Annotated in this window: 19 protein-coding genes; 7 read left to right on the plus strand and 12 right to left on the minus strand. The window is 68.3% G+C overall.

The features are described 5' to 3' along the window. The 4 genes from G4D85_RS13785 to G4D85_RS13800 all read right to left on the minus strand — a co-directional run. Positions 1-761: alpha/beta hydrolase (locus G4D85_RS13785; protein ID WP_164011977.1), on the minus strand; the 761-nt coding region annotated here is incomplete at its 3' end. Then, positions 748-1350, minus strand: a complete 603-nt coding sequence (locus G4D85_RS13790) for an outer membrane beta-barrel protein (protein WP_240359254.1) — start codon at positions 1348-1350, stop codon at positions 748-750. The genes G4D85_RS13790 and G4D85_RS13785, both read right to left, overlap by 14 nt. 241 nt (positions 1351-1591) lie before the next feature. Continuing rightward, positions 1592-2554: an alpha/beta hydrolase gene (locus G4D85_RS13795; protein WP_164011981.1), complete on the minus strand. Its 963-nt coding sequence runs from the start codon at positions 2552-2554 to the stop codon at positions 1592-1594. Further along, on the minus strand, positions 2530-2796 hold the full coding sequence (locus tag G4D85_RS13800; RefSeq protein ID WP_164011982.1) for a hypothetical protein: 267 nt from the start codon (positions 2794-2796) through the stop codon (positions 2530-2532). Before G4D85_RS13800 ends, G4D85_RS13795 begins: the two co-directional genes overlap by 25 nt. Positions 2797-3085: 289 nt before the next feature. On the opposite strand from G4D85_RS13800, the gene G4D85_RS13805 reads away from it, so the two are divergent. Further along, on the plus strand, positions 3086-4417 hold the full coding sequence (locus G4D85_RS13805) for a M12 family metallopeptidase (RefSeq protein WP_205525542.1): 1332 nt from the start codon (positions 3086-3088) through the stop codon (positions 4415-4417). Between the two features lie 129 nt (positions 4418-4546). On the opposite strand, the gene G4D85_RS13810 is transcribed toward G4D85_RS13805, so the two are convergent. The 5 genes from G4D85_RS13810 to G4D85_RS13830 form a co-directional block, all read right to left on the minus strand. Continuing rightward, positions 4547-6484: a glycoside hydrolase family 15 protein gene (locus tag G4D85_RS13810; RefSeq protein ID WP_164011984.1), complete on the minus strand. Its 1938-nt coding sequence runs from the start codon at positions 6482-6484 to the stop codon at positions 4547-4549. 150 nt (positions 6485-6634) lie between these two features. Further along, on the minus strand, positions 6635-8161 hold the full coding sequence (locus tag G4D85_RS13815) for a Fic family protein (protein WP_164011987.1): 1527 nt from the start codon (positions 8159-8161) through the stop codon (positions 6635-6637). 340 nt (positions 8162-8501) lie between these two features. Further along, on the minus strand, positions 8502-9944 hold the full coding sequence (locus tag G4D85_RS13820; protein ID WP_205525543.1) for a serine/threonine protein kinase: 1443 nt from the start codon (positions 9942-9944) through the stop codon (positions 8502-8504). Positions 9945-10056: 112 nt separating this feature from the next. Then, complete coding sequence (locus G4D85_RS13825) at positions 10057-10812, minus strand: alpha/beta hydrolase (protein ID WP_164011989.1); 756 nt, start codon at positions 10810-10812, stop codon at positions 10057-10059. A 180-nt stretch (positions 10813-10992) separates the two neighbouring features. Next, positions 10993-12792, minus strand: coding sequence for a serine/threonine-protein kinase (locus tag G4D85_RS13830; protein WP_164011991.1), 1800 nt, complete (start codon positions 12790-12792; stop codon positions 10993-10995). Positions 12793-13313: 521 nt separating this feature from the next. Here G4D85_RS13830 and G4D85_RS13835 point away from each other — a divergent pair. The 3 genes from G4D85_RS13835 to G4D85_RS13855 all read left to right on the plus strand — a co-directional run bounded on the left by G4D85_RS13835 (position 13314) and on the right by G4D85_RS13855 (position 15660). Then, positions 13314-13760, plus strand: a complete 447-nt coding sequence (locus tag G4D85_RS13835) for a hypothetical protein (RefSeq protein WP_164011993.1) — start codon at positions 13314-13316, stop codon at positions 13758-13760. Between the two features lie 1003 nt (positions 13761-14763). Continuing rightward, complete coding sequence (locus G4D85_RS13850; protein ID WP_205525544.1) at positions 14764-15018, plus strand: hypothetical protein; 255 nt, start codon at positions 14764-14766, stop codon at positions 15016-15018. Between the two features lie 18 nt (positions 15019-15036). Then, complete coding sequence (locus G4D85_RS13855) at positions 15037-15660, plus strand: hypothetical protein (protein WP_164011998.1); 624 nt, start codon at positions 15037-15039, stop codon at positions 15658-15660. A 164-nt stretch (positions 15661-15824) separates the two neighbouring features. Here the strand turns inward: G4D85_RS13855 and aac(3)-IV are convergent, their stop codons facing one another. After that, positions 15825-16622: an AAC(3)-IV family aminoglycoside N-acetyltransferase gene (gene aac(3)-IV / locus G4D85_RS13860; protein WP_164012000.1), complete on the minus strand. Its 798-nt coding sequence runs from the start codon at positions 16620-16622 to the stop codon at positions 15825-15827. A 24-nt stretch (positions 16623-16646) separates the two neighbouring features. Next, positions 16647-16769 (minus strand): hypothetical protein, encoded by a 123-nt coding sequence (locus tag G4D85_RS50280; protein WP_275900288.1) that lies wholly within the window; start codon positions 16767-16769, stop codon positions 16647-16649. Between the two features lie 78 nt (positions 16770-16847). Between G4D85_RS50280 and G4D85_RS13870 the strand changes: the two genes are divergently transcribed. Continuing rightward, on the plus strand, positions 16848-18962 hold the full coding sequence (locus G4D85_RS13870) for an endo-1,3-alpha-glucanase family glycosylhydrolase (protein ID WP_164012002.1): 2115 nt from the start codon (positions 16848-16850) through the stop codon (positions 18960-18962). A gap of 145 nt (positions 18963-19107) precedes the next feature. Then, positions 19108-21054, plus strand: a complete 1947-nt coding sequence (locus G4D85_RS13875; protein ID WP_164012005.1) for a lysyl oxidase family protein — start codon at positions 19108-19110, stop codon at positions 21052-21054. A gap of 63 nt (positions 21055-21117) precedes the next feature. On the opposite strand, the gene G4D85_RS13880 is transcribed toward G4D85_RS13875, so the two are convergent. Then, entirely contained in the window at positions 21118-23241 is a 2124-nt protein-coding gene (locus G4D85_RS13880) for a hypothetical protein (RefSeq protein WP_164012006.1), read from the minus strand. A gap of 340 nt (positions 23242-23581) precedes the next feature. Here G4D85_RS13880 and G4D85_RS13885 point away from each other — a divergent pair, with 340 nt between their 5' ends. Then, positions 23582-23989, plus strand: coding sequence for a hypothetical protein (locus tag G4D85_RS13885; protein WP_164012008.1), 408 nt, complete (start codon positions 23582-23584; stop codon positions 23987-23989). Positions 23990-24071 lie beyond the last annotated feature (82 nt).

The raw sequence follows: 24071 nt of genomic DNA on the forward strand, positions 1-24071 counted from the left end.
CTCCGCGCGTTGAGCCAGGCGACCATGTCCGCGATCACCTTGGCCCGCTCCGGCTCGTGGACCAGGTCGTGGTACAGGCCCTCGTAGCGGTTGAGGGTCTTGTCGGTGGTGGCGGCATTGGCGACCAGCTCCGCGCTGCCCTCGGGATTGGTGAGCGCGTCGGCGGTCCCGTGCATCGCCAGCAGTGGCACCTTCAGCTCCGCACGTCGCTTGCCGATGGTCTCCATGGCCTTGAGCAGCTCCGCGCCGGTGCGCGCCGGGCCGTTGCCTTGGAGGATCAGCGGGTCACTCTTCATCTGCGCCACCACCTGAGGATCTCGGGAGAAGAGCGTGTCCTCCGACTCCAGCAGCTTCGAGCGCGGGGAGAGGGTCGACACCACGCCGCTCATGGCGATCAGAAAGCCATTGATGTCCTTGCCCGGCTTGAGCGCAGCGGCGGACAGGATGAGCCCGTTCACCTGCGCAGGATGGGCCAGGGCGTAGAGGGTGCTGATCGCCCCGCCCATGCTGTAGCCGAAGAGGAACACCGGCTTGCCCGGCTCCTTCGCCTTCACCCGCTGTACGAACAGCTTCATGTCCTCCACATATTCGTCGAAGCGCTCGACCCACACCCGCTCGCCCTCGGAGCGCGCGTGCCCGCGCAGCTCGAAGGCGTGGACCGCATAGCCCTCGGCGACCCACGCGAGCGAGGGTGCGCGCATCGGCGCTTCGGCCACGCACACCCGGTACATCTCCAACACGCTGAAGTCAGAAGGTGCCACCCAACTGCAGCAGTCCCTGGTAGCGCCCGTCGAGCACGTCCTCATCGGTGATGGGCGCGAAGTCCTGGCTGAAGAGGGCGCTGTAGCTGGCGCGTGCCTCGGCGGAAAGACTCTGGTTGAGCTTGTAGCGCAGGCCCAGCCCGACGGGGACGTAGCCGCCGGTGTCGTCGAAGTAACGGACGGAGACGCCGTTGCGGACGGAGTAGCGCTCCATGCCGATGCCGGCCAGCGCGTACGGCTGCAGGCGGTTGTTGGGGAGGATGCCCACGGTCAGCGCCGCCTGCGCGCCGTTGCGGATGATGTCCGGACCGCCGACTTCCGAGCCCGCCCCGGAGTCGAGGTCATTGGCGCCTCCGCTGTAGCCCACCTCGACGCCGAGGAACTCCGAAGGGCGATAGCCGATGATGGCCTCATAGGACAGGCCGGGGTTGAGGTTGGAGGCAAGCTCGCCGGTGTAGCCCTCCGCGCCAAGCCCCAGCAGGAAATAGGGGCCCTCCCATTCGACGTACTGCGAGCCCGACATGGTGAGGCCGTCCTCCGCGAGCGCGCTGCCTCCCGAGAGCAGCGCCAAGCACAGCCCCATCCTCATGCCTGCCCTCATCTCTGACCTCCTCCGGTAGACCCTCCCCATGAAAGTGGGCTTCCGGCGACTGGAGGACATTGCCCCGCCGGACAGTCAGCCGGGCACAGCGGGCCCCTGGGTCCACGTCACTTCCGGGAGGTCCGCCGAGAAGGGCTTCCGTGTCTCAGGTCGCTCGTCTTGATGAAGTGCCACTGGCGGAACGTCCAGCCGCTCGCCCAGACGTGCCTGGCCTCGGCGAGACCTCCTCTCACGGGACTGGGAGAGGGCTCCGCGCGTTGAGCCAGGCGACCATGTCCGCGATCACCTTGGCCCGCTCCGGCTCGTGGACCAGGTCGTGGTACAGGCCCTCGTAGCGGTTGAGGGTCTTGTCGGTGGTGGCGGCATTGGCGACCAGCTCCGCGCTGCCCTCGGGATTGGTGAGCGCGTCGGCGGTCCCGTGCATCGCCAGCAGTGGCACCTTCAGCTCCGCACGTCGCTTGCCGATGGTCTCCATGGCCTTGAGCAGCTCCGCGCCGGTGCGCGCCGGGCCGTTGCCTTGGAGGATCAGCGGGTCACTCTTCATCTGCGCCACCACCTGCGGATCTCGGGAGAAGAGCGTGTCCTCCGACTCCAGCAGCTTCGAGCGCGGGGAGAGGGTCGACACCACGCCGCTCATGGCGATTCGAAAGCCACTGATGTCCTTGCCCGGCTTGAGCGCAGCGGCGGACAGGATGAGCCCGTTCACCTGCGCAGGATGGTCCAGGGCGTAGAGGGTGCTGATCGCCCCGCCCATGCTGTGGCCGAAGAGGAACACCGGCTTGCCCGGCTCCTTCGCCTTCACCCGCTGGACGAACAGCTTCATGTCCTCCACATATTCGTCGAAGCGCTCGACCCACACCCGCTCGCCCTCGGAGCGCGCGTGCCCGCGCAGCTCGAAGGCGTGGACCGCATAGCCCTCGGCGACCAGTGCGCTGGCCAGCTCGGTGTAGCGGTCGGCGTGGTCCTTGAGGCCGTGCATCACTATCACCGCGGCGCGCGGCTCTCCGGAGGTGGGACGCCAGGAGGCCTCGTACAGCTTCAGGCCTCCGGTTCCGCTGAAGCTTCCCTCCACGTAGCGGGTGTTGGCGGGGACCGGCAGGGGAGTGGTCCGGACGGCGGCGGCGCGAGACGGCGCGGCGGCACAGGCGGACAGGAGAGAGACCAGGGTCAGGACGAGAGCGCTGCGGAACATTCGACCTCCAAGAGGGAGTCGACACCATTGCCCTGGCGCCGAACCCGAACATCGGCCAGATGGCCTACTCCGGCGCTTCCAGGCTTGGGCGGGTCCGCGTGAGCTCCAGCGGCCTGGAGCGAGGCCTGCGTCTCCGACGAGAAGAGGAAACCCTCGTCCTTGCAGCGCGGGTAGTAGCCAATCCACTCGCCCAGGACCCACACCCACCAGTTGCCCTGGTGGAGGCGCACCTGGATGTCCATGGGAGCATGGTGCTTCCTTGGACGGAGGGGGTTGGGCTCGAGTCCTGGCTTGTCACAAACTGCTGTTGCTCCTGGAACCCGAGTTCCAAAGCCATGACATATACGGGGAATCCACATGCTCCGTTCAGCTTGGAAGTCCGAAAAATACATACACAGTGCCTGTTCCTCCGTTCGGCGGAGGCACTGGGGCATGCCACAAATTGATGAAGGACCTCAAACACTTGCAACAACGTCAGAGCCATATGTTTATCTTCGCGCTCCCCGGAATGCCTTCCGGAAAGGAGGCACCATGCTTCGAAGCACATCGAAAGCTGCTCTGGTAGCACTGTTCATCCCCAGCCTGCTGCTCACTGCCTGCGGTGAGGAGGGTTTGGAGTCGCGTCCCGCCCTGGACCCGGAGCTGGCCCGAGTGCCGGCTGGCGCCCCGGTTCGCGAGGGCTACGCCTGGAACGCCGCGAGGGGGAAGCTGGTGCCGGTGAAGTACGCCGAGGTGGATGGACTGGCCATCCTCGAGGGGGACATGGTTCTCGGCACGGTGGAGGAGATGGAGGCGCGCGCGCGCGCGGTGGAGGCCCGGGGCGGCCTCGACGTCCCGGGGGTGCAGGCCCAGGGCGTGGCCATCACCGGGGCGAACTTTCGCTGGCCCGACTCCCAGGTGCCCTACTCCATCGACCCGGCCCTGCCAAACCAGGCGCGAATCACGAACGCCATCAATCACTGGCAACAGCGTACGCACCTCCGCTTCGTGCAACGCACCGTGCTCAACGCGGCGCTGTACCCGAACTACATTCACTTCCAGTCAGGCAACGGGTGCAGTGCCAACGTGGGACGAATTGGTGGCCAGCAAGGGGTGTGGATGGGTGACGGGTGCAGCACGGGCAACATCATCCATGAAATCGGACATGCGCTGGGCCTCTGGCACGAGCAGTCGCGCGAGGACCGCAATGCGTACGTGCGCATCCGGTACGAGAACATCCTCGCGGGTCAGGCGCACAACTTCGACCAGCAGATCGCCAACGGCGACGACATCTTCGCCTATGACTACGGCTCCATCATGCACTACCCCAGGACTGCGTTCTCGAGCAACGGGCAGCCCACCGTCGAGACACTGGGGGGGCAGGCCATCGGGCAGCGCGACGCGCTGAGCATCACGGACGCGGCATCCGTGGCGCGTCTCTACTCGAGAACCATCAACCTGCGTACCTCGGGCGGTTACTACATTGTGGCCGAGTTCGGCGGCGGCGCCGCGGTGGACGCCAACCGCACCGCCGTGGGTGCCTGGGAGAGGTTCCAACTGGTGGACCGCAACGGCTTCGCGCTGCAAAGCGGCGACCTCGTCCACCTGCAGACGTTCAACGGCAACTATGTCATGGCCGTGAACGGTGGCGGCTCGGGGGTGACAGCCACCCCCACGGCGCCTGGCGACTTTGAAACCTTCCGCATCTGGAAGATTGCTGGCACGGGCCTCCTCACCATCGGCACCGGAGACACCGTGGCCCTGGCGACGCTCGACCTCCTCAACCCCCGCTACCTGGTGGCCGAGGACGGCGGCGGCGGCAGGCTGAACGCCGACCGCACCGCCGTGGGTGCCTGGGAGCAGTTCATCATTACCTTCGAGTGAGGGACGGCCCGGGGTAGGGCCCAGGAACTCCGGGCGAAAGCAGACACGCGTCTGGGCGGGCGTGGTCGCGGGCAGTACCGTGGCCACGCCCAGGTTCTGCTGCCTCACTTCTTCCCGAGACTGGAGCCGCTACTCGATGGGCGGTGGCTCGGGCTCGAGGAGGTGGGGCGGCTCCGTCTGTCCCTCGTCGCGCAGCCGGAGCGCGCGGTCGATGCGCGCGGCGGCGCTGATGAGGCCGAGGTGGCTGAAGGCCTGCGGGAAGTTGCCCAGCTGCTCGCGGGTCAGCGGGGAGATTTCCTCCGCCAGCAGTCCCAGGTGGTTGGACGCTTCGGCGTGCGCGACGAAGACGTCCTCGGCCTCGTCGATGCGGTTGGCCAGCGCCAGCGCCTCGGCCAGCCAGAAGCCGCAGAGGATGAAGCCGCCCTCGGGGCCGCCGACTCCGTCATCCATCCGGTACCGGCGGAGGAACGGGCCCGTCCCCAGCTCGTGGCGCAGCCAGTCGATGGTCCGGAGGATGAACGGGTCCTGCGCTCGAAAGCACCCGACGATGGGCAGGAGCAGCAACGAGGCATCCGGCTCGTTCCCACCATAGGTGCCCACGAAGTGCTTCCGGGCCGGGTCCACGCCGTTGCGGAGGATGTCGGTCCGGATGACGTCCGCCAGGTCCGTGCACGCCTTCTCCAGCTCCGTCTCACCGAAGAGCCGGGACAGGTGCTCCCCCCGGCGCAGCGCCAGCCAGCCCATGAGCTTCGAGTGGACGTTGTGGCGCATCTCCCGGCGCGGCTCCCAGATGCCGTGGTCGGGCTCTCGCCAGCGGCGGGCGGTGGTCTGGATGACCGAGCGGAGCAGCCGCCACGTGCGCAGCGGCAGCCGGCCTCCGAAGCGCTCGTAGAGGTACGCCGCGTCGAGCAGTGCGCCCGCGGTGTCGAACTGGAACTGGTCTCTCGCGCCGTTGCCGATGCGCACCGGGCGCGAGCCCTGGAAGCCGGCGAGGTGTGGCAATTCCTGCTCGGGAGGCACGGTGCCGCCGTCCAGCGTGTACATCACCTGGAGCGGGTCGCCGCGCTGCAGGGTGTCTCGCACGAAATAGAAGAACTCACGGGACTCGCCCAGGAAGCCCATGAGGTTGGTGGCGCGCACGGCCATCGCCGAGTCGCGCACCCAGCTGAAGCGGTAGTCCCAGTTGCGAGGTCCCCCCATCCACTCGGGGAGCGAGGTGGTGGGCGCCGCCACCATGGCGCCGGTGGGGCCGTACATCAGCAGCTTCAGCACCAGCGCCGAGCGGAGGACGTGGTGCCGCCAGGGGCCCTCGTAGCGGAGGCGCTGGGACCACTCGCGCCAGGCCTGGCGCGTGTCCCGCAGGTGGTCGAAGGGCCGGTAGGCGGAGATGGGCTCCGGCCGGTCCGAGTCCCAGGACAGCACCATCCACCGCCGCTCGCCCGCGCCGAGCCGGATGCGCGTCTGGAGGCCCGACTCGCCACGGCAGGGCTGCCCTTTCAGCTCATGGCAGGGCCGCCAGTCCGCCTCCCCGCTGAGCACGGCGACCATCCGCTCGCCCCGCGCCCCGCGCGCGACCAGGCCGTGCTCCTCCCGCTCCACCCGGGTCTCCGAGGCCCCGTAGCCGAAGCGCGGGTCGAAGACGACGTTGAGCTCCACCGCGCCCTCGAGACACTCGATGCGCCGGTGGACCTCGTGGACGGTGGAGCGCGGGTCGTTCGTCCACGGCATGTAGTCGATGATGCGGACGACGCCCTTGCGCTCGAAGCGGAAGAGGGTCTCCAGGACGTTGGTGTCCGGGTCGTAGCGCTGCAGGCTCTCGAACGGCCACACGACAGGGAGGATGCCGGTGATGCCTCCCTTCTCTTCATCGAGGATGCCCGCGAAGACGCTTGGGCTGTCGAAGCGGGGAAAGCAGAGCCAGTCGATGACGCCATCCGGCCGGACCAGGGCGCAGGTGATTCCGTCGCCAATCACCCCGCGGCCGGCCAGCGGGACTTCCCGGTGGGAGGCCGGGTTGGAGAACCGGAAGGGACGGGCCATTCGCTTGGCGGCGCTGTAGAGGTCCATGAGCAGGCGGGTCGCGAGAGAGACGGTGGCCTTCCGCCCTCAAGGTAGGGACCCACACGGACTCCGCCGCCAGTCAGGGAGGTGAGCCACCAGGGGGCCTGGCGTCCGCCTCACGGGCACCCTTCGCGCCTCAGCGCGTGAGGCGCCTTCTCAGCTCGGGCGGGAGCTGGCGCGAGGCATCAGGTGCTCCTGAACGACTTTCTCCAGGGCACGCACCTCGTCGTCAGTGAGGGCGCTGAAGAATCTGGCCCGCTTGCCCGCCGACAAGCGGCCTCCATTCTGGAGACAGAACTGGACGAAGCGATTGCGCGCCTTGTCCGGCATCTCGACGAGGCCGTCCAGCTTCTCGCGGGCCTTGCGGTAGCGGACGATGAAGTCCAACTCGTCGCGAAACTCCGTGCGGATGGTCTCTTCGGTCCAGCGATAGAGATCCTCCGCCATGCGCGTGAAGTCGACGTAGCGATAGAAGCCGCTCGTCCTTCCTTTCACCGAAAGGTGTCCATCCTCGTCCACCGTGTAGTCCACCAGGGTCATCAGCGGCTTGGAGAAGGACTCCAGGCAGGCATCGTACTGCTCGCGCTTCTGCAACATGACCGCGGAGATGGGAAAGATGAGTCCCTTGGGGGTGAAGCCCTCCTTGGAGAGAATGTAGTGGATGAGCAACCGGTGGAGTCGACCGTTGCCATCCTCGAAGGGGTGGATGAAGACGAAACCAAAGGAGATGGCGGCCGCATGAACGACGGGATCCACCTGGGAAGCCATCATCCGCTCCAACGAAGAGAGCAGTCCCCGCATCAAGCGGGGGACCACCTTGGGACGCGGCGGGACGAAGTGGACGCGCTGACGCAGTCCCACTCCCACGGATTCGCCCACGTAGTTCTGCTCCTCGCGATAGCGTCGCTCCCCAAAGCGCTTTTCCACGATTACGTTCTGCATCTGGACCAGCGCGGCTCTATTCAATGAGCTCCTATCGGGAAGCTCACGCAGAAGGGAGACGAACCTCGCGGCGCGCTTCTGGCTGGGCTTTTCCCGCTCGATGCTGAAAGAGGAGCGGGTCTCCTTCGTGTAGAGATAGTCGACCGCGCGGCGGAGGGCATCCTCGTCGTAAGACGCCACGATGCGTGCGGCCTCCCGCGCGAGCTGTCTCTCCTCGAACTCCAGGAGGGCGGGTGTCCGGCGTACCATGGGACAGAAGTTCACGTTGCCCAGAAGGTTGTCGCGCACGCGGTGTCGCCGGCTGTTCACGGGCTCTGCTGTGTAATAGCGCTTGGAGTCGAGCAGTTCGACGTAGTTGCCCTGGGTCACGTCCTCCAGGGCCAGCTGACGCCCTGTGAGGAACTCGTAGAGAAACCACAGCCGACGGGTGTTCTGCCCCGTGGGCCGCGCCCGGATATAGCGGCACAACTCTTCCTCGAAAGGACCTTGCTCCACCGCACGGAACAGAGCGGCAAGCACCTCCAGGGAAACGCCTTCGTGCTTGAGCGCGAACTCCAGATGGCCGCAGAGAGAAGGGCCCGGGTTGTAGGCGTTCGGGTAGGTGACGAACTCGCGCCCCCCTTTGCTCTGCACGTGCTTGCCCGCGATCGCAGCGCAGGACGAGAGTTGATGCGGAGGCAGGACCGTGAGGTCGTAATCCGCGATGGCTTTCGCGTATCCGATGGGGATGCTCCGCGACATTCCTGGACCCTTCAGTCCGCAGGTGCGGAAATTGACTACGCGGCCTGCACGCAGCTGCACGCCTCAGGTCACGTTGAAGAAATCGATAGCTGGCGCCCTATAGCGCGTGACAGCGCTATATTTTGTAAGAATCGTTAGGAAACAGCCCCTCCGTCTCAAAATCGTTACGAGGAGGCATGCTTGGCGAGGGCCCAACCGTGCAGGGGAACACCGGTTCGGAATCGGCTCCGCGAAGTGGCGGGAATGACTGGAGCGGATGCGCATGAGCAGGCGTGTACCCAAAGGAGTTGCACGGGCTCTGCACCGGCCTGGCGCACACGTCGGGCGCTGGAGCAACTGGCTATGGACTGTCGTCTCGAGTCGCGGGGCCCGAGGTGGCAGGGCGTTGCCGAGTCAGGGCGGGGATGTAGCACGCGCCCCTGTATTCAAAGCCGGTCCAATATTCTGCACAGTCCTTCAGGTCCACGGGCAGCTTCATCCAGCACCCGCCGTTGATGGCGACCTGCATCTTGCCGGGACAGCGGCCTTTGCTGTCCGGGCGCCACTGCCCTGGGAGGGGCTTCGGTGGCAGGTCTACCGCAATGGATGACCACACGGAGGGAGCTTGCTCGGGCGCCACCGGCGCCGTCAGTACGGAGTCCCCGACGGCCACGGTGCCGGCATCCTTCGTCTCTTCCTGCTGCGCAAGGTGCGACGTCGTGGGCTCCTCGGAGGGGCTCACGCTCCGCAGCTCTCCGGCGCTCAGCGCGAGTGCGCCTGCGAGGCCGGCGGCGGCGAACCGGGGCCACCTCCGCATGGGAGGAGGGCGCCGCACCGTGACGCGCTGGGGACGGGGAAAGAGGCCTGCGGGCCGAGGCTCTTCTCCCGTGAAGAGCGGCACATCCGCCTCGCGTCCCGCGTTGCGCGCGGCCTGCTCCAGCGCTTCGGCCACCTCCCGCGCGCTGCCTCGCGCCTCGGGGCGGGACGAGAGCATCCGGGACACCAGTGCACTCAGCTCCGGAATGCAGCGGGGGTTGCAGACGCGCGCCGTCCAGTGCTCCAGCTCCTTGGGGCGCCAGAGCCAGGCATCCTCATCCTTCGGGTGCGGGGACGGTGGGTACTTCTCGGTGACGAGGCGAAAGGCCGTGACACCCAGGGAGAAGAGGTCATCCGCGGGCCCCGGTGCATACGGGACAGCCGGGGGCTTGCGGGAACGGAAGACGAAGCGCCACGCCTCGGGCGAGCGGTAGGTCTGGGTGCCGGGAGGAAAGGGCTGCGAGGTGAGCGTGGCTGCGCCCAGGTGGTGTCCTGAGCCGAAGTCCATGAGGAAGGGCTGACCGTCCGCCCGCCGGACGCGGATGTTGTCACCCTTCACATCACGGTGGAGGCCTCCGGCCGAATGGGTGGCGTCCAGGGCTCGGGCCAGCCGGGCCAGAAGCTGAAGCACCTGCCGCGAAGACGGGCGCTGTGCCTGGGCCCAGTCATGGAGCGGCGTGCCCTCCACCCACTCCATGACGAGCCAGGCGTAGGAGACGCCCTCGTGGGGCTGCCAGTGGCCATGGTCCAGCAGGCGGGGGACGGCGGGGTGATGGACGCGGGAGAGCAGCTCGGCCTCACGCGCGAAGCGAGCATCCCCAGGGTACAGGGCCAGCTTGAGGGCCACGGCCTCAGCGGCCTGCTGCTCTGCGTGCACGGCGCGGTAGACGACGCCGTAGGCACCCCGGCCGCGCTGCTCCAGCAACTGCCACGGGCCGAGTCGCGTCCCCGAGGGCAGGCTTGCCGGATTGAGGTAATCAGACTCCATGAGGCCCCTCGTGCGGCGGTCCGCACCGCGCACGAGGAGACTACTCGCGAGGTAGTTGGACTCCAACGTCATCCGGCAGGTGGACGGCAGCCCTCCAGTGGATGCCGAGCCCTTATCGGGCGTCGCCGGGCTCCTGGCCATGGGCCGTGCCGCTCAGTTGCTGGCGGAGGAAGGTGCGCCAGTCTTCGATTAGCTGCGGCGACATGTCATGGCCCAGGTCGGGGTAGCCGCGCAGCTCGATGGGCACGCCCCGCGCCTTCAGTGCCTCCACCCGCGCAACCGTCTTCTGGAAGTCGATGATGGCGTCGGCCTCGCCGTGAAGCACCAGCACACGGCGCGTGTCGGGCAGGGCCTGGGCGGGCTCCCCGAGCAGGCGTGAGCCCATCGGAGCGGCGGCGTCGACCAGGTCCGGGTAGCGGATGGCCAGCAGCCACGCCAGGTCTCCCCCGTACGAGAACCCTGTCACGGCCACGCGGCGAAGCTCGGGGTGCGCGCGCCTCGCCTCTCGAATGAGCTGCGCGACACGCTCGGCCATCTGCTCCAGATCGGCCGTCTTCGCGGCCTCGTCCTTCTGCTCGTGGTCGGTGGGAACCCAGGTGAAGCCCTCGCGCCGAGGATTCGGCCCCTGGGGCAGCAGCACGCGCACGGGAGCGCCCCAGTCCTTCAGGAACTCATGCCAGAAGGCGGGGGTGGCGCCGGAGTAGTGCAGGGCGACGAGCATCGCGTCGGGCTGCTTGCCTCCCAGGGTGTACGTCTCGTGCTTCAGCGCCTGCGAGGCAGCTGCTGCCTCGGGCCCCGGCCGTGTGCCCGCGCACCCCATGCAGAGCGCCGTCAGGACGAGGAGCGCCGCGATGCCGGAGCGCTTCATGGTGGAACCTCCCGGTGGACTGCGTCTGCGCGGATTCTACACGCCGCGTACCCAGGCCCGCGGCAACTCCACACGAAGTACGACGCGCGGGGCAACCGCCTGTGGCAACACCCTCGCGGGCAGCTACGACGCCTTCCTCATCCCCGCGGGCCCGGGGGCTCGCGTGGGAGGCGTTGCGCGCTAACCGGCATCGGGAGCAGCCGCGGCCCCTGACGGAGGGGCCGCATCCGCATCGCGCACGCCGTCCTCCTCCGCCGGACTCGGAGGCAGGGGCTCATCCGATGGCGGCGGCGGAACCTCGCCGGAAACGGGTGCCTCGGCCAGCCCCGCGTCCGCCTCCAGCGCTTCCGCCGGGGAGCTGTCGCCCGGAACTGCATCCTCGGGCTCCACCTGCTGCTCCAGGCGCGGCGCGCCTCCTCCCGCCTCGCCGTCCACGAGGGAGCCCTCGGTCTCCACGCTCAGGGACGGCTCCACCTGGGTGGGGCTGCCCGCGTCCACGCTGCCCAGGACTGGCGGCTCCACCGGCTGCGCCCCGGCGGCAATGGCGGCGGCTCCCGTGCCACGCCGTCCTTCCTTCTTCCTGTCCGGAGGGGGCTGGACCGAGGGGGCTTCGCGGGTCGGCACCTCCGGCGCCGTCCGCGGCGGCTCCACGGGACTCGCGGGCGGCACCTCGACGGGCGCGGGCGCTGGCGTCACCGGCGCTCTCGGCGGTGCCCACTCCCCACGGAGCACCGCCTCCAACGCGGGCCACCCATTCTCCCGGAGCATCACCGCTCCGGCCGCACCGAGAACCAGGACGAAGGCCAGTGCCCAGCCCCACCGCGACGGCTTGCGCTCGGGCGGCGGTGCCGGGAAGTCCTCGCTCCCGCCGCTCAGTGCCCCCGCGGTGGCCCAGGCGGGCTCGCCCCGGGCGCCGGGCAGTGACGGCGCGCGAGGCGCCCTGCGAGGCTCGAGGGCGGCGGGGCCGGGCATGGCGCCGATTGCCAGTGTGCGGAGCTCCGCCGTCGCATCCGGCACCCGCTGGCCCTCTTCCGCCTCCCGCTGCGCCTCGGGGAAGCACTCGCGCAGAAAGCGTCCCACCTCTTCCTGGCTCGCCAGGGAGCAGGCCTGTGCCAGGGCCTCCGCCATCTCCTGACACGAGCCGTAGCGGTCCTCCGGCCTGCGCGCGAGGGCCCTCGCGGCGACGTCCGCCAGCCCCGGAGGCAGCGCCGACACGTCCACCTGGCACCGTGCGAGCTGCTGGCAGTGCGCCACCTGGCTGTGAACGGAGACGGAGACATCCGCGGGCGGAGGGATGGGCAGCCGGCCCGCCAGCATCTCGAAGAGGAGCACACCCGCGCAGAACTGGTCGCTCCGGCCATCTACCGGTGTCGGCTCGGACGGAAGGCCCTCATCGCCACCGGGCACCGTCCTGAGCAGCTCCAGCGCCCGCTCCGGCGCGAGGTAGCCCGGCGTGAAGAACAGCTCATGCGCGGCCGGTGCCGTCGCCCGCGCGGACCAGGCGATGCCGAAGTCGATGACCTTCGTGACGCCGCCCAGGCCCACCATCACATTCGAGGGCTTGACGTCCCGGTGCACCACCTCGAGCCGCCGGCCATGCGAGTCCGTGGCGTGGTGCGCCGCATGCAGCGCCTGGCACACGTCGTACATCACCCGGCAGGCGATGCTGGCGGGGAGCCCCGAGGGCGCGCGGGACCGGAGGAGCTGCTCCAGGCTCCGCCCCGGAATCCACTCCATCTCGATGAAGAGCTGTCCCTGGCTCTCGAAGACGTCGTAGACGCGGACGATGTTGGGATGCGTGAGCTTCAGGCTGAGGAGCGCCTCGTTGAGGAAGCTCCCGCGGCCGGCCTCGTCGGCCTTCAGCGTCATCTGCTTGAGGACCACGTTCTCGCGGCGGAGGTGCGAGTGGGCGAGGAACAGCTTCGCCATTCCTCCCTGGCCCAGCGTCCTGACGACCGAGTAGACCTTTTCCGCTCTCACGGCGGGGGAACCTACCACCCCGGCAGTGGGCGGCACACAAAGGGCGGGCCGCGCGGCCAAGACGCGCGTGGGCTTTCAATCCCTTCAGGTCGATGGGCGAAGGCCCATGGGAGGGTCGCCTCCTCTCGCGGTACGGGCTCCGCTCACGGGAGGTGTCTTCCGGCTTCAGGCCTGAAGGGCGCTGAGGCTTTCGCCGCCACTGTTCGCGCGGGGACGGGAAGGCCGAGCCCTGGGGCAGCGGCGAGGTGCTCGATGGGCCTCGGCCTTGGGGGGGCCCTGGCCATCCCGCCAGGCGTGGTGGCGCACACGCGTGTCCTTCGTGTAAAGGGACGCAGTGTGTGGATTGTCTTCCATTCCTGCTGCGGCAAAGCCGCTCGCGGTGGACGCGGTTCGTACGGGTTTGGAAATTTATATTTGATTGTCGGGATTCCGGGTTTGGATTGTCTTTTGACTTCCGGACAAGGGGTGTGCCCGGATAGCTTGCCTTTGGCGACATGCCGTCGCTTCGGGAGAGTCAATCCATGCGCAAGAATGCAATGGCTGGCCTGGTCATGGCCGCGGTACTGGGGCCGGTTGGCGCGGCTTCAGCCGCGACCAGCTATGACTTCGTCATCTTCCACAACAACACGTCGTCGGTGTGGAGGAGGGTGAGTCAGTCCATCATCAATGGCGATGGCTGGATGGTGCTGCAGCCAGACGAAAATCCCGCGGGTGGCACCAAGTCGGGCTATTACAAGACGATGAGCGGCCGCACGACCTACTACTCCGCCACCTGGGAGGACATGAGCGACGGCACCAGCTGCACGTTCAATTCACGGTCGTACGTGAACGCATTCGGGAACATGGCCTTCGCATACTCCGTCACCACGGCGGGGCTGCGGGCCAGCACGGTCATCTGCACCGGCCACGTGCCGCCGTACTCGAACCTCGACGGCAGCTACGACTTCAACTACTACGCGTCGTACTGACCGAGGCTTGGCGCGCGGCGTCCCCAGGCTGCGGACGCCGCGCACGAATCATCCCCCGCCTACGGGTGCCGGACGGCGTCTTCGTGCTGCGGGAGAATGGTATGCGCTTCGAGGGGCGGCAGGCTTGAGGGTGCTGGCGAAGCTGACGGCATTCGCCGGGGTGCGCGCCATTCTGGAGCACCTGGGACTGCCCTCTCGGCCTGCGCAGCGGGCTGCAGCGCGGGGGGCCACCCCAGCGCGCGGAGTGTTGAGCCCCAAGCCGGCACGCTGCCCCAGAAGACCCGCGCCCCTGCTGCGCTACATGCCGCTCTGAATCCGGCCGTCGGGCGAGCCCGGCCCACCACGGTGCTCCGGTGGACCGGGCCCTGGGAGCCGCGTGGCTGTCAGCCACGCGGCGTCATGGGGCTACTTGTTGAGGGGCAGGTCCGAGGCCACCGGCTCGGGGCCAACAACTTCCAATGATGGGACTGGACATCCAAGGGGCGGCGCACGCTGATGGAAGCGATTGCCTGGCACGGCGGCGAGGCGAACGACAGCCGCATCCAGCTCGAGGCGCTCGCTCTGAGCTGCCGCGTTCTCATGTGACGCGGCTGCGTCCCCCGAGGACGCAGTCGCGGACTCCGGCGCGTCGAAGGTGTTCCTGGCAAGGCAGGCGTTCGTCGGTGCCGCGAGTGATGGCACATGCCATGCAGTAACAATCGCAAGAGGGTTCGGAAGTCGAGCCGACGGACGCGCCCTCTCCGGTTCCCCCCCCCACATGAGAGTGCCATTCATGAAACCCCTCGTCTCAGCCGTTCCGCTTGCATTCCTCCTCTGTGCCTCGAGTGCGGGCGCCACCGCTCCGGAGCGCGCGTCCACGCCTCCAGCCAGGACGGCCGAGGTGCAGCCGCCACTCGCGGCGGGGGCGGCCGGTTCGTGGGCGACTTCTCGCGCGGCATCGCCCGCACAGATGGCCACGAGCAGCAGCTCCGTCGCCTGCTATTTCCGCGACGGGAGTGGCAACGTGACCTGGTACTGGGGGCTGACCAGCAACTTCGGGTACTACTCCTTCTCGGGTGATTGGGTGCAGACCCCGTACACCAATGTCTTGAAGTTCCGTTCGACCACGCCCTACTCCGAGCTGTGCGCTGCATGCAACAACGCCAAGGCCTACTACGGGGTACCCGGCAACCTCTATGCCTTCTTCGCCTCCACGTCGGGCTGGGGGAGCAACTACCCCATCGTCCTGGGTGGCAACGAGCTGTTCTCCACGCTCTGAGCACGGAGGAACAAGACCATGAATGCAACCCGACTCCCGCGTCTGTGTCAGCTGACACTCGTCGCCGCACTGCTGATGTCCATCGGCCCCGCTTCGGCGGACCAGTGCCTCGCCGAAACCTGTACCTCGAAGCCGCAGCAGTATCCGGTCGGATGGCTTCCCTGGCTGGCTGATTTGAAGAGCTGGCGGAACTACAACCCCGCGGAGATTCCAGGCCTCGGTCGCCTGACGCGCTCTCCAGACGGTTCGGTCCACGGTGAGCGCCTCAACCCGGCGGCCTGTGAAGTGCTTTCTCCGGGCAAGTATGTCTTCGCGATGAAATACCAGGAGAATGAGGTCACTGACGACTACATGAACAACACAGATGTGCTCTATTTGAAGCCGCAGGAGGGTGTTGGCCGCGATTACATCCGCCACAGCCAGGTGGCCGCCGGCTTTCCCGTGTTCTGTGCGGGGGAGTTCCATATCAGCGCCTCCTTGCGGCTCTCGCTGCTCAACGAACTCGTCGAGGTGAACAACTTCTCGGGCCACTACAAGCCCCAGTGCAGGTGTCTGGGCGTGCTGCTGAACAAGCTCGAAGCCCTCGGGGTCAAGACCCAGGAGACCGAGGTCAAGTTCATGGGCAGCCCGAAGGACTGCTGACGGGCCGGCACGCCTCGCACGTCGTGCTGAGGGGAGGAGCCCTCAGCATGACCGCGCGGACGCAGTCTCGGGGCCAGGCTCCCTGCCGCATCCGACGGGGAGCGCGGCCTGCGCCGGCGTGTGCCCAGCCACGCTCGGCACGCCTTGTGCTCACCACCTTCGAGCTACGGACGCACGCTGCTCCGCGCCTCGTTGCATTCCTCGCACCCCGCGCTCGGGGAATGGAGGAACACGAGCGGATCTCTGGCCAGGTGCTCGCGGGCGACCGCGACCACGTCCCGTGCGCGCATCAGCCGCGCGGTTGCATGACCCACACGCCCTTCGGCCTGGAGGCCGCGCTCCCGCAGCCACCCGTCCGCGAGGTCGAAGCGCTGACAGCAGTGGTCGTTCTCTTCGTACTCAATCCGAACCGGGCGCCCATCCTGGAGGACGGTGATGGACTTCGGCGTGCCGTACGGAACCTCTGCCAGGAGCTCCGCGAGATGAATCGTGGTGTCAGCATCGTGGCCGACTCCGAGGAGGAGCACCTGCCCGTCCAGGTCATACACACGGCCGACCGGACTCGCGTGGATGTGGGGCGGCACTGGAAGCGGATCCGCGAGGATTCGCTCCGCCTCCGGTCCAGCCGCCGCGAAGGCAAACGGGTGGTTGCTTCGCAAGACTCCCGGGAGCCGCCAGAACGTCTCCGGCACGACGCCGAGGTCCGGTGACGCCGGAGTGCTTGCCGGGTCGAACGGCTCTGTATCGCTCCCGGTCCACGCAGGGATGACCAGCGTTCCGTCAGGCCCGAGGGCCGTACGAAGCGCTTCAATCAGCCCCGCGGGCCCACCCTCGAGGGGTCGCACCGCCCGGAACGATGTATGGACAAGCAAGACTCCGCCGCGCTTGATGCCAAGCGCTCGGAGTTGCTCCACGACTTCGCCCCTGCTCAGCTCGCGCCTGTCGGTCTGGTTTCCGGACATGCGCTCTTCATAGCGTCTAACGGCTCAGCGGCGGTACTCCCAGTGCCACGGCTCCGAGGGCACGGTGCGCGCGAAGCCATGCTTGCTCGCGTTCGCGGCCAGCCAGCGGTACGTCGCGCTGCCGGTGCCGCCCACGTTGATGTCCATCGCGATGCCGCTCTGGTATTCCGAGGGTACCCCCCCCGCTTCGTCTCCCCCGGACGGAGCGCACCTCGAGGTCGACTGATGCGCATCGCCAAGGCTTTCTCCAGGGCGCGGCTCGCCGCGTTCCTGTTAGCGCCCCTGCTCTCGATGTCCTGCGCGGGAGGCGTGCCGGACGAGTCGCTTCCCTCCGAGGACGGAGCACCCGAAGCGGGCGTGCTCCCCACGGCTCCGGACGCGGACCTGGTCGCGGCGGCGGCGCCCTCGCTGGCGACGGTGCTCGTCGCGCCGGGGGCTTCGTGGCGCTACCTGGATACGGGCGTGGACCTGGGCACGGCGTGGACGGCGACGGGGTACGCGGACACGGCCTGGGCGGCGGGAGCCTCCCCGTTGGGCTACGCGGAGACGGACCTGGCCACGGCGGTCTCCTACGGCACCAACGCCACCAACAAGCACATCACCACGTACTTCCGGCACCGCTTCACTGTCATTGACGCGGCGCGGGTCAGCGAGCTGCTGGTGCGGCTGCAGCGGGATGACGGGGCCATCGTCTACCTGAATGGCATGGAGGTCTTCCGCAGCAACCTGCCGGCGGGCGCGGTGGGTTACCGCACGCTGGCGCCCGCCACCATCGCGGTGCCCGCGGAGGAGCAGACGTGGGTGAGTCAGGGCATCGACGTGGCGGCGCTGCGCACGGGGACGAACGTCCTCGCGGTGGAGTTGCATCAGTCCGCGGCGAACACGTCCGATGCGCGCTTCAACCTGGAGCTGAGCGCCACGCTGTCGCCCACGCCGACGCCCATCTCCGCGTGCTACCCGTTCGACATGCCCACGACGGCAGCGCTGCGCGCGGCGCCGAAGAAGGTCTTCGGCTTCTATTACCCCATCTTCCCCATCTCCATCGACAACGCCCAGCCCGCGTCGGACTACTGGACGGGCTGGATGACGCCCGAGTCACGCAATGGCGAATACGCCAACATCGGTGGACTGATGAGGGACAGGCCGCTGCCCCGAGCCCCCTGGGCCGACAGCGCGTGGCGGCAGCGTGACTTCGAGACGGAGGTGCGCCGCGCGATTGCCTCCGGCATGGATGGCTTCATCTACGAGCACCCGTACCGCGTCTCGTCGGACACGCGGAACAACCAGCTCACCGTCATGCTCGCTGCCGCGGCGGCGGTGGACCCGGAGTTCCGCATCGTCCTCAGTCCGGACTTCCCCACCGAGGCCACGGGCACCACGGATGGACTGGTGTCGATGATTGCCTCCGTGGCGCAGCACCCGTCCGTGCACACGCTCAACGGGGCCATCGTCCTGGCCAGCTTCAACCCGGAGCGCAAGTCGGTGGCTTTCTGGACGGAGCTGAAGACGCGGCTCGCGGCGCAGGGCATCCAGGTCACCTACTGGCCGCTCCTGTCGTACACGGGCGACGTGACGAAGTACGCGGAGTGGGACAACCTGGTGGCGGGCTTCTCCACGTGGGGCGAGCGCACCGCGCAGTCCGCGGAGAACATGCGCCGCTGGAGCGTGGAGTCGCACCGTCGCGGCAAGCTGTGGATGTCGCCCGTCGCCTTCGAGGACGTGCGCCACAAGCTCACCGACAGCGAGAACAGCAGCCGCGTGTACTGGGAGGCGCAGAACAGCCTGGCGTTCCGCTCGCAGTTCGAGAAGGCGATGGAGGGCGACGCGGACTGGGTCACGCTGCTGACGCTGACGGACTACGGCGAGTCATGGATGACGGCGTCCCAGGAGCGCGGCTACGTCGTCATGGATTGGATTGCGTACTACACCACCTGGTTCAAGACGGGGCAGCGCCCCACCATCGTCCGCGACACGCTCTATTACACGCACCGTCGGCACCGCACGGACGCGCCCTTCGACGCCGCGAAGCAGACGGCGCGCGCCATGAAGTTGCGGGGTGGTGTCGCCGCGTCCAACCAGGTGGAGCTGCTCGCCTTCCTCAAGGAGCCGGGCCGGCTGGTCATCACCCAGGGCACCGACGTGCGCATGCTGGACGTGGCGAGCGCGGGAGTGACGGCCTTCCAGGTGCCGCTGGTGCCAGGCACCACACCCGTCTTCGAGCTTCAGCGCGATGGTGTCACCGTCCAGCGCCTGGAGAGCAGGACGCCAATCCTCGCGCAAACCGTCTACCAGGACCTCATGTATCACGCGGGTGGCGGACGCTCCTGCACGCGGCCGTGAGCGTCGGCGGAGAAGGAACTCGAAGATTTTCTGCATGACTCACCGGCTCACCGGCTCTAGCGACTGGTGGATGAGCAATTCGGTGGCATTTCGAGAGGCTCATGCCAGCACGAAAACCTGACGTAGAGGCCAATGAGGAGCCATCATGCCGCTGCCGCACCGAGTCCTGGTTGCCGGGTCCCTGCTGTTCTCGCTGGGTGCCTGTAAAGAAGACGAGGACCCGAAGCCGGACAAACCCGGCCCCGAGCTCTCCGAGACGCCGCTCTGGCAGGTGAAGGCGGACCCGACGCTGGCGGACGAGTGCTTCGGCAGCTCCGTCGCGCTCGCGGACTTCAACGGCGATGGCCGCAAGGACCTGGCCGTGGGCACCCAGCCCTGCGCGTCCAACTTCATCACGGCGGAGCACCCCGGTCGCGTGTCGTTCTTCGCGGGCGAGGAGCGCTTCTTCTCCACGCAGCCTGTCTCCGCGCTGATGACCTGGACCAACACCCACCCACGGACGAATGGCCAGTCGCTCCGGACGGTGGCCGGCGACGTGAATGGGGACGCGTACGCGGACCTGCTCGTCACCGGTTCGTACGGGGCGTCCGTCTTCCTCGGCGGGCCGGACCTGGGGGCCATCCTCACGGCGCCTGCCTTCCGCGTCCCCGGCAACGGCCTCTTCTCCACGACGGCCCTCGTCGACTTCAATGGGGACGGGCTGGACGACGTGGTGAGCAGCAGGGCCGGCACGCAGTCCTTCTTCCAGGCCGCGCCCGGGGCGGAGGGCGGGCTCTTCACCCTCGTGCACACGCGGCCGGGCTTCACCTTCGTGAGCCAGGGAGACGTCAACGGCGATGGAGCCGACGACCTGATGCTTCCGTCGGCGGCCACGGAGAACCTCCATGAGCTGTACCTGGGCTGCAAGGCCGGCGCTCCCTTCGCCTGCGAGGGCCCCCTGTCGGCCGAGCCCCGGCTGTCCCTGGTGGCCAGCAGCGCGAAGCTGCACCCCGACCTCAACGGGGACGGCCACCCCGAGGCCTTCCTGTTCATGGATAACGGCGTGACGAACTTCCACCTGTCCGAGCCGGGAGGCGCCATCTCCCCCACTCCGGCCTGGACGGTGATGGATGACCCCGTCTTCCCCAGCCTGTTCTGGCTCCGCGAGGTGGGAGACATGGACGGAGATGGCGACCGCCATGACTTCGTGATGGGCTTGTTGGGGCGCCTCGACTTCTACTCAGCCGCGAAGGGCGTGTCCGCCTCGCTGAAGCCCGTCTGGAGCTGGCCCCGCGCGGACACCCTGCCCGCCGGCTATGACGCCTACCGGCGCTTCTCCGTGGCCGTGCCCGGGGACCTGGACGGCGACGGCTTCGATGACCTGGTGGTGGCCAGCGGTGCCGCCGGCAACATCCTGGATGGCCCCGTGGGCGAGGTGTCCATCTACGGCGGCGGTCGCGTGCCGAAGGAGCCGAAGGACCCGCCGTTCACCCAACCCGTCCGCTCATGCGACCTGCGGGTGGACCCGGTGAATGGCAAGCCGGACCTCACGGTGGACGCGATAGGCATTGCCCGCTCGCTGAACGTGGTGCGCAAGACGTTCGCCGCGGACGCGTGCGAGGTGTTCGAGGGCTGCGTGGTGGCCCCCGGGGAGCGGCGCCTGCTGCGCTTCAGCGCGGCCATCCAGAACCTGGGGCGGGCCAGCGCCATCTTCCCGCCGCTCGACAAGCGGCCGGACCTCTACGTCTTCGACGAGTGCCACGGGCACCACCACCTGAAGGGCTTCGCCGGCTACGAGCTGCGCGACTCGCGAGGACAGCAGGTCCTCAGTGGACGCAAGCAGGGCTTCGCGCTGGTGGACGTCATCAGCTACTGCACGGACGCGGTGCCGTACAGTTTCTATGACCCCATGGGTATCTCCCCCGGCTGGGCAGACGTCTACTCCTTCGAAGTGCCGTGCCAGTGGGTGGACATCACCGGCCTGGCGGATGGTGAGTACACCCTGCGCGTGGGGGTGGACGAGTCGGACATCCTCGAGGAGGAGGGTGTCCATCCCAACGAGGTGTTCGTCCGCATGTCCCTGGAGGGCGACACGGCCACCGCCCTTCCATAGTCCCGCCTCACGGGTGAAGCCGTGCGCCGGTGTCTTCCCGGCGCACGGCTCCGGCCCTCACCCTCAGTTACCGCCCCGGCAGACGCCCGAGCAGGTGACCTCCACCTGACCGCCATGCCTCAGGAAGAGGTCCACCTGCGCGCGGCCTTCGTCGTCCCGGCGCACGCCCTCGTGCACGGCGTTGTCCTGCGCCGGCAGGTTCGCCACCGTCCCCGGTAGCGGCTCCGGCAGTCCGAAGTCGAACTGCACCAGGGCCGAGCCCTCAATCGCGCCCTCCTGTGCCGGCAGCTGTGGCACGCGCCACGTCGCGGGGAGCTGCTGCGTCAGCCCCAGCGCCCGCGCGTGCAGCTCGGTGGCCACGTTGGGCACCTGGGCGTCTCCCAGCCCGTACTGCGCGAGCACCCGGCGCGACGTCGGCGCCCCCGGGTACGGGGTCGTCAGCACGTGCGGCGCATAGGTAATCGGGTCGATGCGGTCGAAGCCCGTCTGCGTCAGCGCGGCGAACTTCTGCTGGTCCAGCGCATCGGGCACCGTCTGGGCGATGCTGTTGAGGAACAGGCCGAAGGGCCTCGCGCGGAACATCATCAGCGAGAAGTCCGCCCCGCCCACGCTCAGCACCGCCCGCTCGACATGCGGCGAGAGCGCCACGTACGTGCCGCCCAGGATTTGCCCCTGGCTGATGCCGTAGAAGTACGTCTGGTCCGGGTCATAGACGAGCACGTCCCTGTCCTGCAGCTCCGCCACCTCCTTGAGCGTGGTGCGCGCCGCGTAGGTGACCGCGAGCTGGTTCGCCATGCCCTGGTGCACGCGGTCCGTGAAGCGCAGCGTCTGCGAGGGATTGCCGGCCATCGCCTGCAGCACGCCCGGCGCGTCCACGTTGGACATGCCCCACCAGTCCACCGTCATCACCACCGACCGCGTCGCCTGGATGAAGGGCCGGACGAACGAGCCGTCCGCCTCGGCCTGGCTCCCGAAGAAGCCGTGCCCGTACTGGATGAAGCGCACCGGTGCCACGCCCTGTCCCCAGACGCTCCGGGGAATCTGCAACGTGAAGGGCACCTCCGCGTCCCCGTTGCGCCGCACGCGCCCCTCCGTGTCTCGCGCCAGCAGCGCTCCCGGCTGGGTGCTCTCCATGAAGAGGGGCACGCGAATCGTGCCCCTGAGGCGGCGGGCGACGTTGGTGTCCACGTCGTCCGTCACCTCCGTCACCGTGACGGCGGGCGACGTGGCCTCGAGCGCCTCCATCGCCAGGCGCCGCACGTCGAGCATGTCGCGGGTGACGTTCTCTTCCGACTCGGTCGTGAAGGCCCACGCCAGTTGCAGCTCCGCGCGGGGAACGCCCGCCGCCGCGAGCGCTGGGAAGACCTGCTCCTCGTAGCGCGCGGCAAGCGGCGCCAGGAGTGGGTCTCCCGCCGTCTGCCCGTCGCGAATGCGGCGGAAGCCCTCGGGCACGGGCACCGGGTTGCCGTCCTTCGCCGTCAGCCCGCGCAGCGCGACGATGTAGCGCGCTCCGTTGCGCAGCCGCACCAGTGGCCGGATGAACAGCGCGCGGCGGGCGTCGCTCGCAGCGCGCGGGTCCAGCTCCGCGAAGTGGAGCACGCCCTCGCCCTGCTCCGCGTCGAGCAGCACCGTGCTCCCCGTGGTCGCCATCGTGGGGCTGGCCAGCGAGGGGAGGTTGGCCGCATCCACGCCGCCAGGGAAGAGCGCGAGCACCTGCGTCCCATGCGACCAGCCGTCCGCCGGGTGCAGGTCCGTGAAGTCGAACGAGCCGCCATCCGTCATCTTCAGCTTCGCCGCCTCGGTGAGCCGCACGCGGTGGCCCGAGGGCAGCGTCGCGTCCTGCGCGAGGAAGTAGTCCGAGGGGAATGGCAGGAGGCAGTCGTGCTCCGCCGCAATCGGGTTGCAGCCCTGCGTCACCTCCAGCGGCGGAAGCTGCGTGCCCGCGTCGTCCCCCGCGTCCGGCGTGCCCGCGTCGTCCTCGGACGTGCCCGAGTCCCCCGCGTCCGGCGCGCCCGCGTCGTCCTCCGCTGTGCCCGAGTCCCCCGCGTCAGATGCACTCCCGGAGTCCGGCACCGTGCTACCGGCGTCCTGTCGGGGCTCATCCTCCGAGTCGTCCGAGCACGCGGGCACCACCAGCAGCATCGCCACCAGCGCCAGCGCGCCGTATCTCCGCCTCTGTTCCCTCATGTGTCGCTCGTTCCTGTTGTCAGCACGGCGGTGGACGCTCCTGAAGCCTCCCCCCGGACACACAGGACTTCACGACCACCCGGCCCCTGGGGCCTCACGGCGCTCCGCCTGGACGACCACCGTCCGGTCCCGAGAAGTCCATGCCGCGCTCGGGCTGCCACGACGGAGACGCTCGCGTCACGGCGATGTTACAGACCGCGCCCCTCGTGGGAAGCACTCACGTGACGTGGATTTACTCGACGCGCTGCACCACGGCGGCGCGCTCGCTCCCATGGGCACCTTGACGTGCTCGCGAGGACCTTTTCACGATGGAGGCTCATCGCACGAAAGAGGGAGTCCCATGACGAAGCGTCTTGCGCGGTTGCTGTCGGTCCTGTGTGTCGTGCTGCTGCCCACCCTGGCCGTGGCGGAGGAGGTCTGGGTGGCGGAGACCCAGGCGACCTCGAGCGGAGGGAGCTACTACTCGTACTACCTCACGGTGAAGGTAGGAGTCTGGCCCGTGGCGCCCGGCCACTCGGTGGGCATGGTGTACACGAATGACAACTGGCACACGACTCATTGGGTCGACCTGACCTGGCAGAACAACCAATCCAACGCCTACGGGTCGCAGGATGAGCTCTGGCGCACGCCCACCTTGTACGTGAGCGACAGCGCGCCGGTGGAGTACGCGGTGTACGTGGATGACGCGTACGGAACCCGGACGTGGAACAACAACAACGGTCAGAACTTCCGGTTCAGCCGCATGTGACGCGCTGAGGGCCACCTGCCCACAACCCTCTACACAGCCCCTATTCGTCTGCTGCTCCGTGAAACGAAGTCTGTCATTGAAT

Source organism: Pyxidicoccus trucidator, from assembly GCF_010894435.1.
GTDB lineage: Bacteria > Myxococcota > Myxococcia > Myxococcales > Myxococcaceae > Myxococcus > Myxococcus trucidator.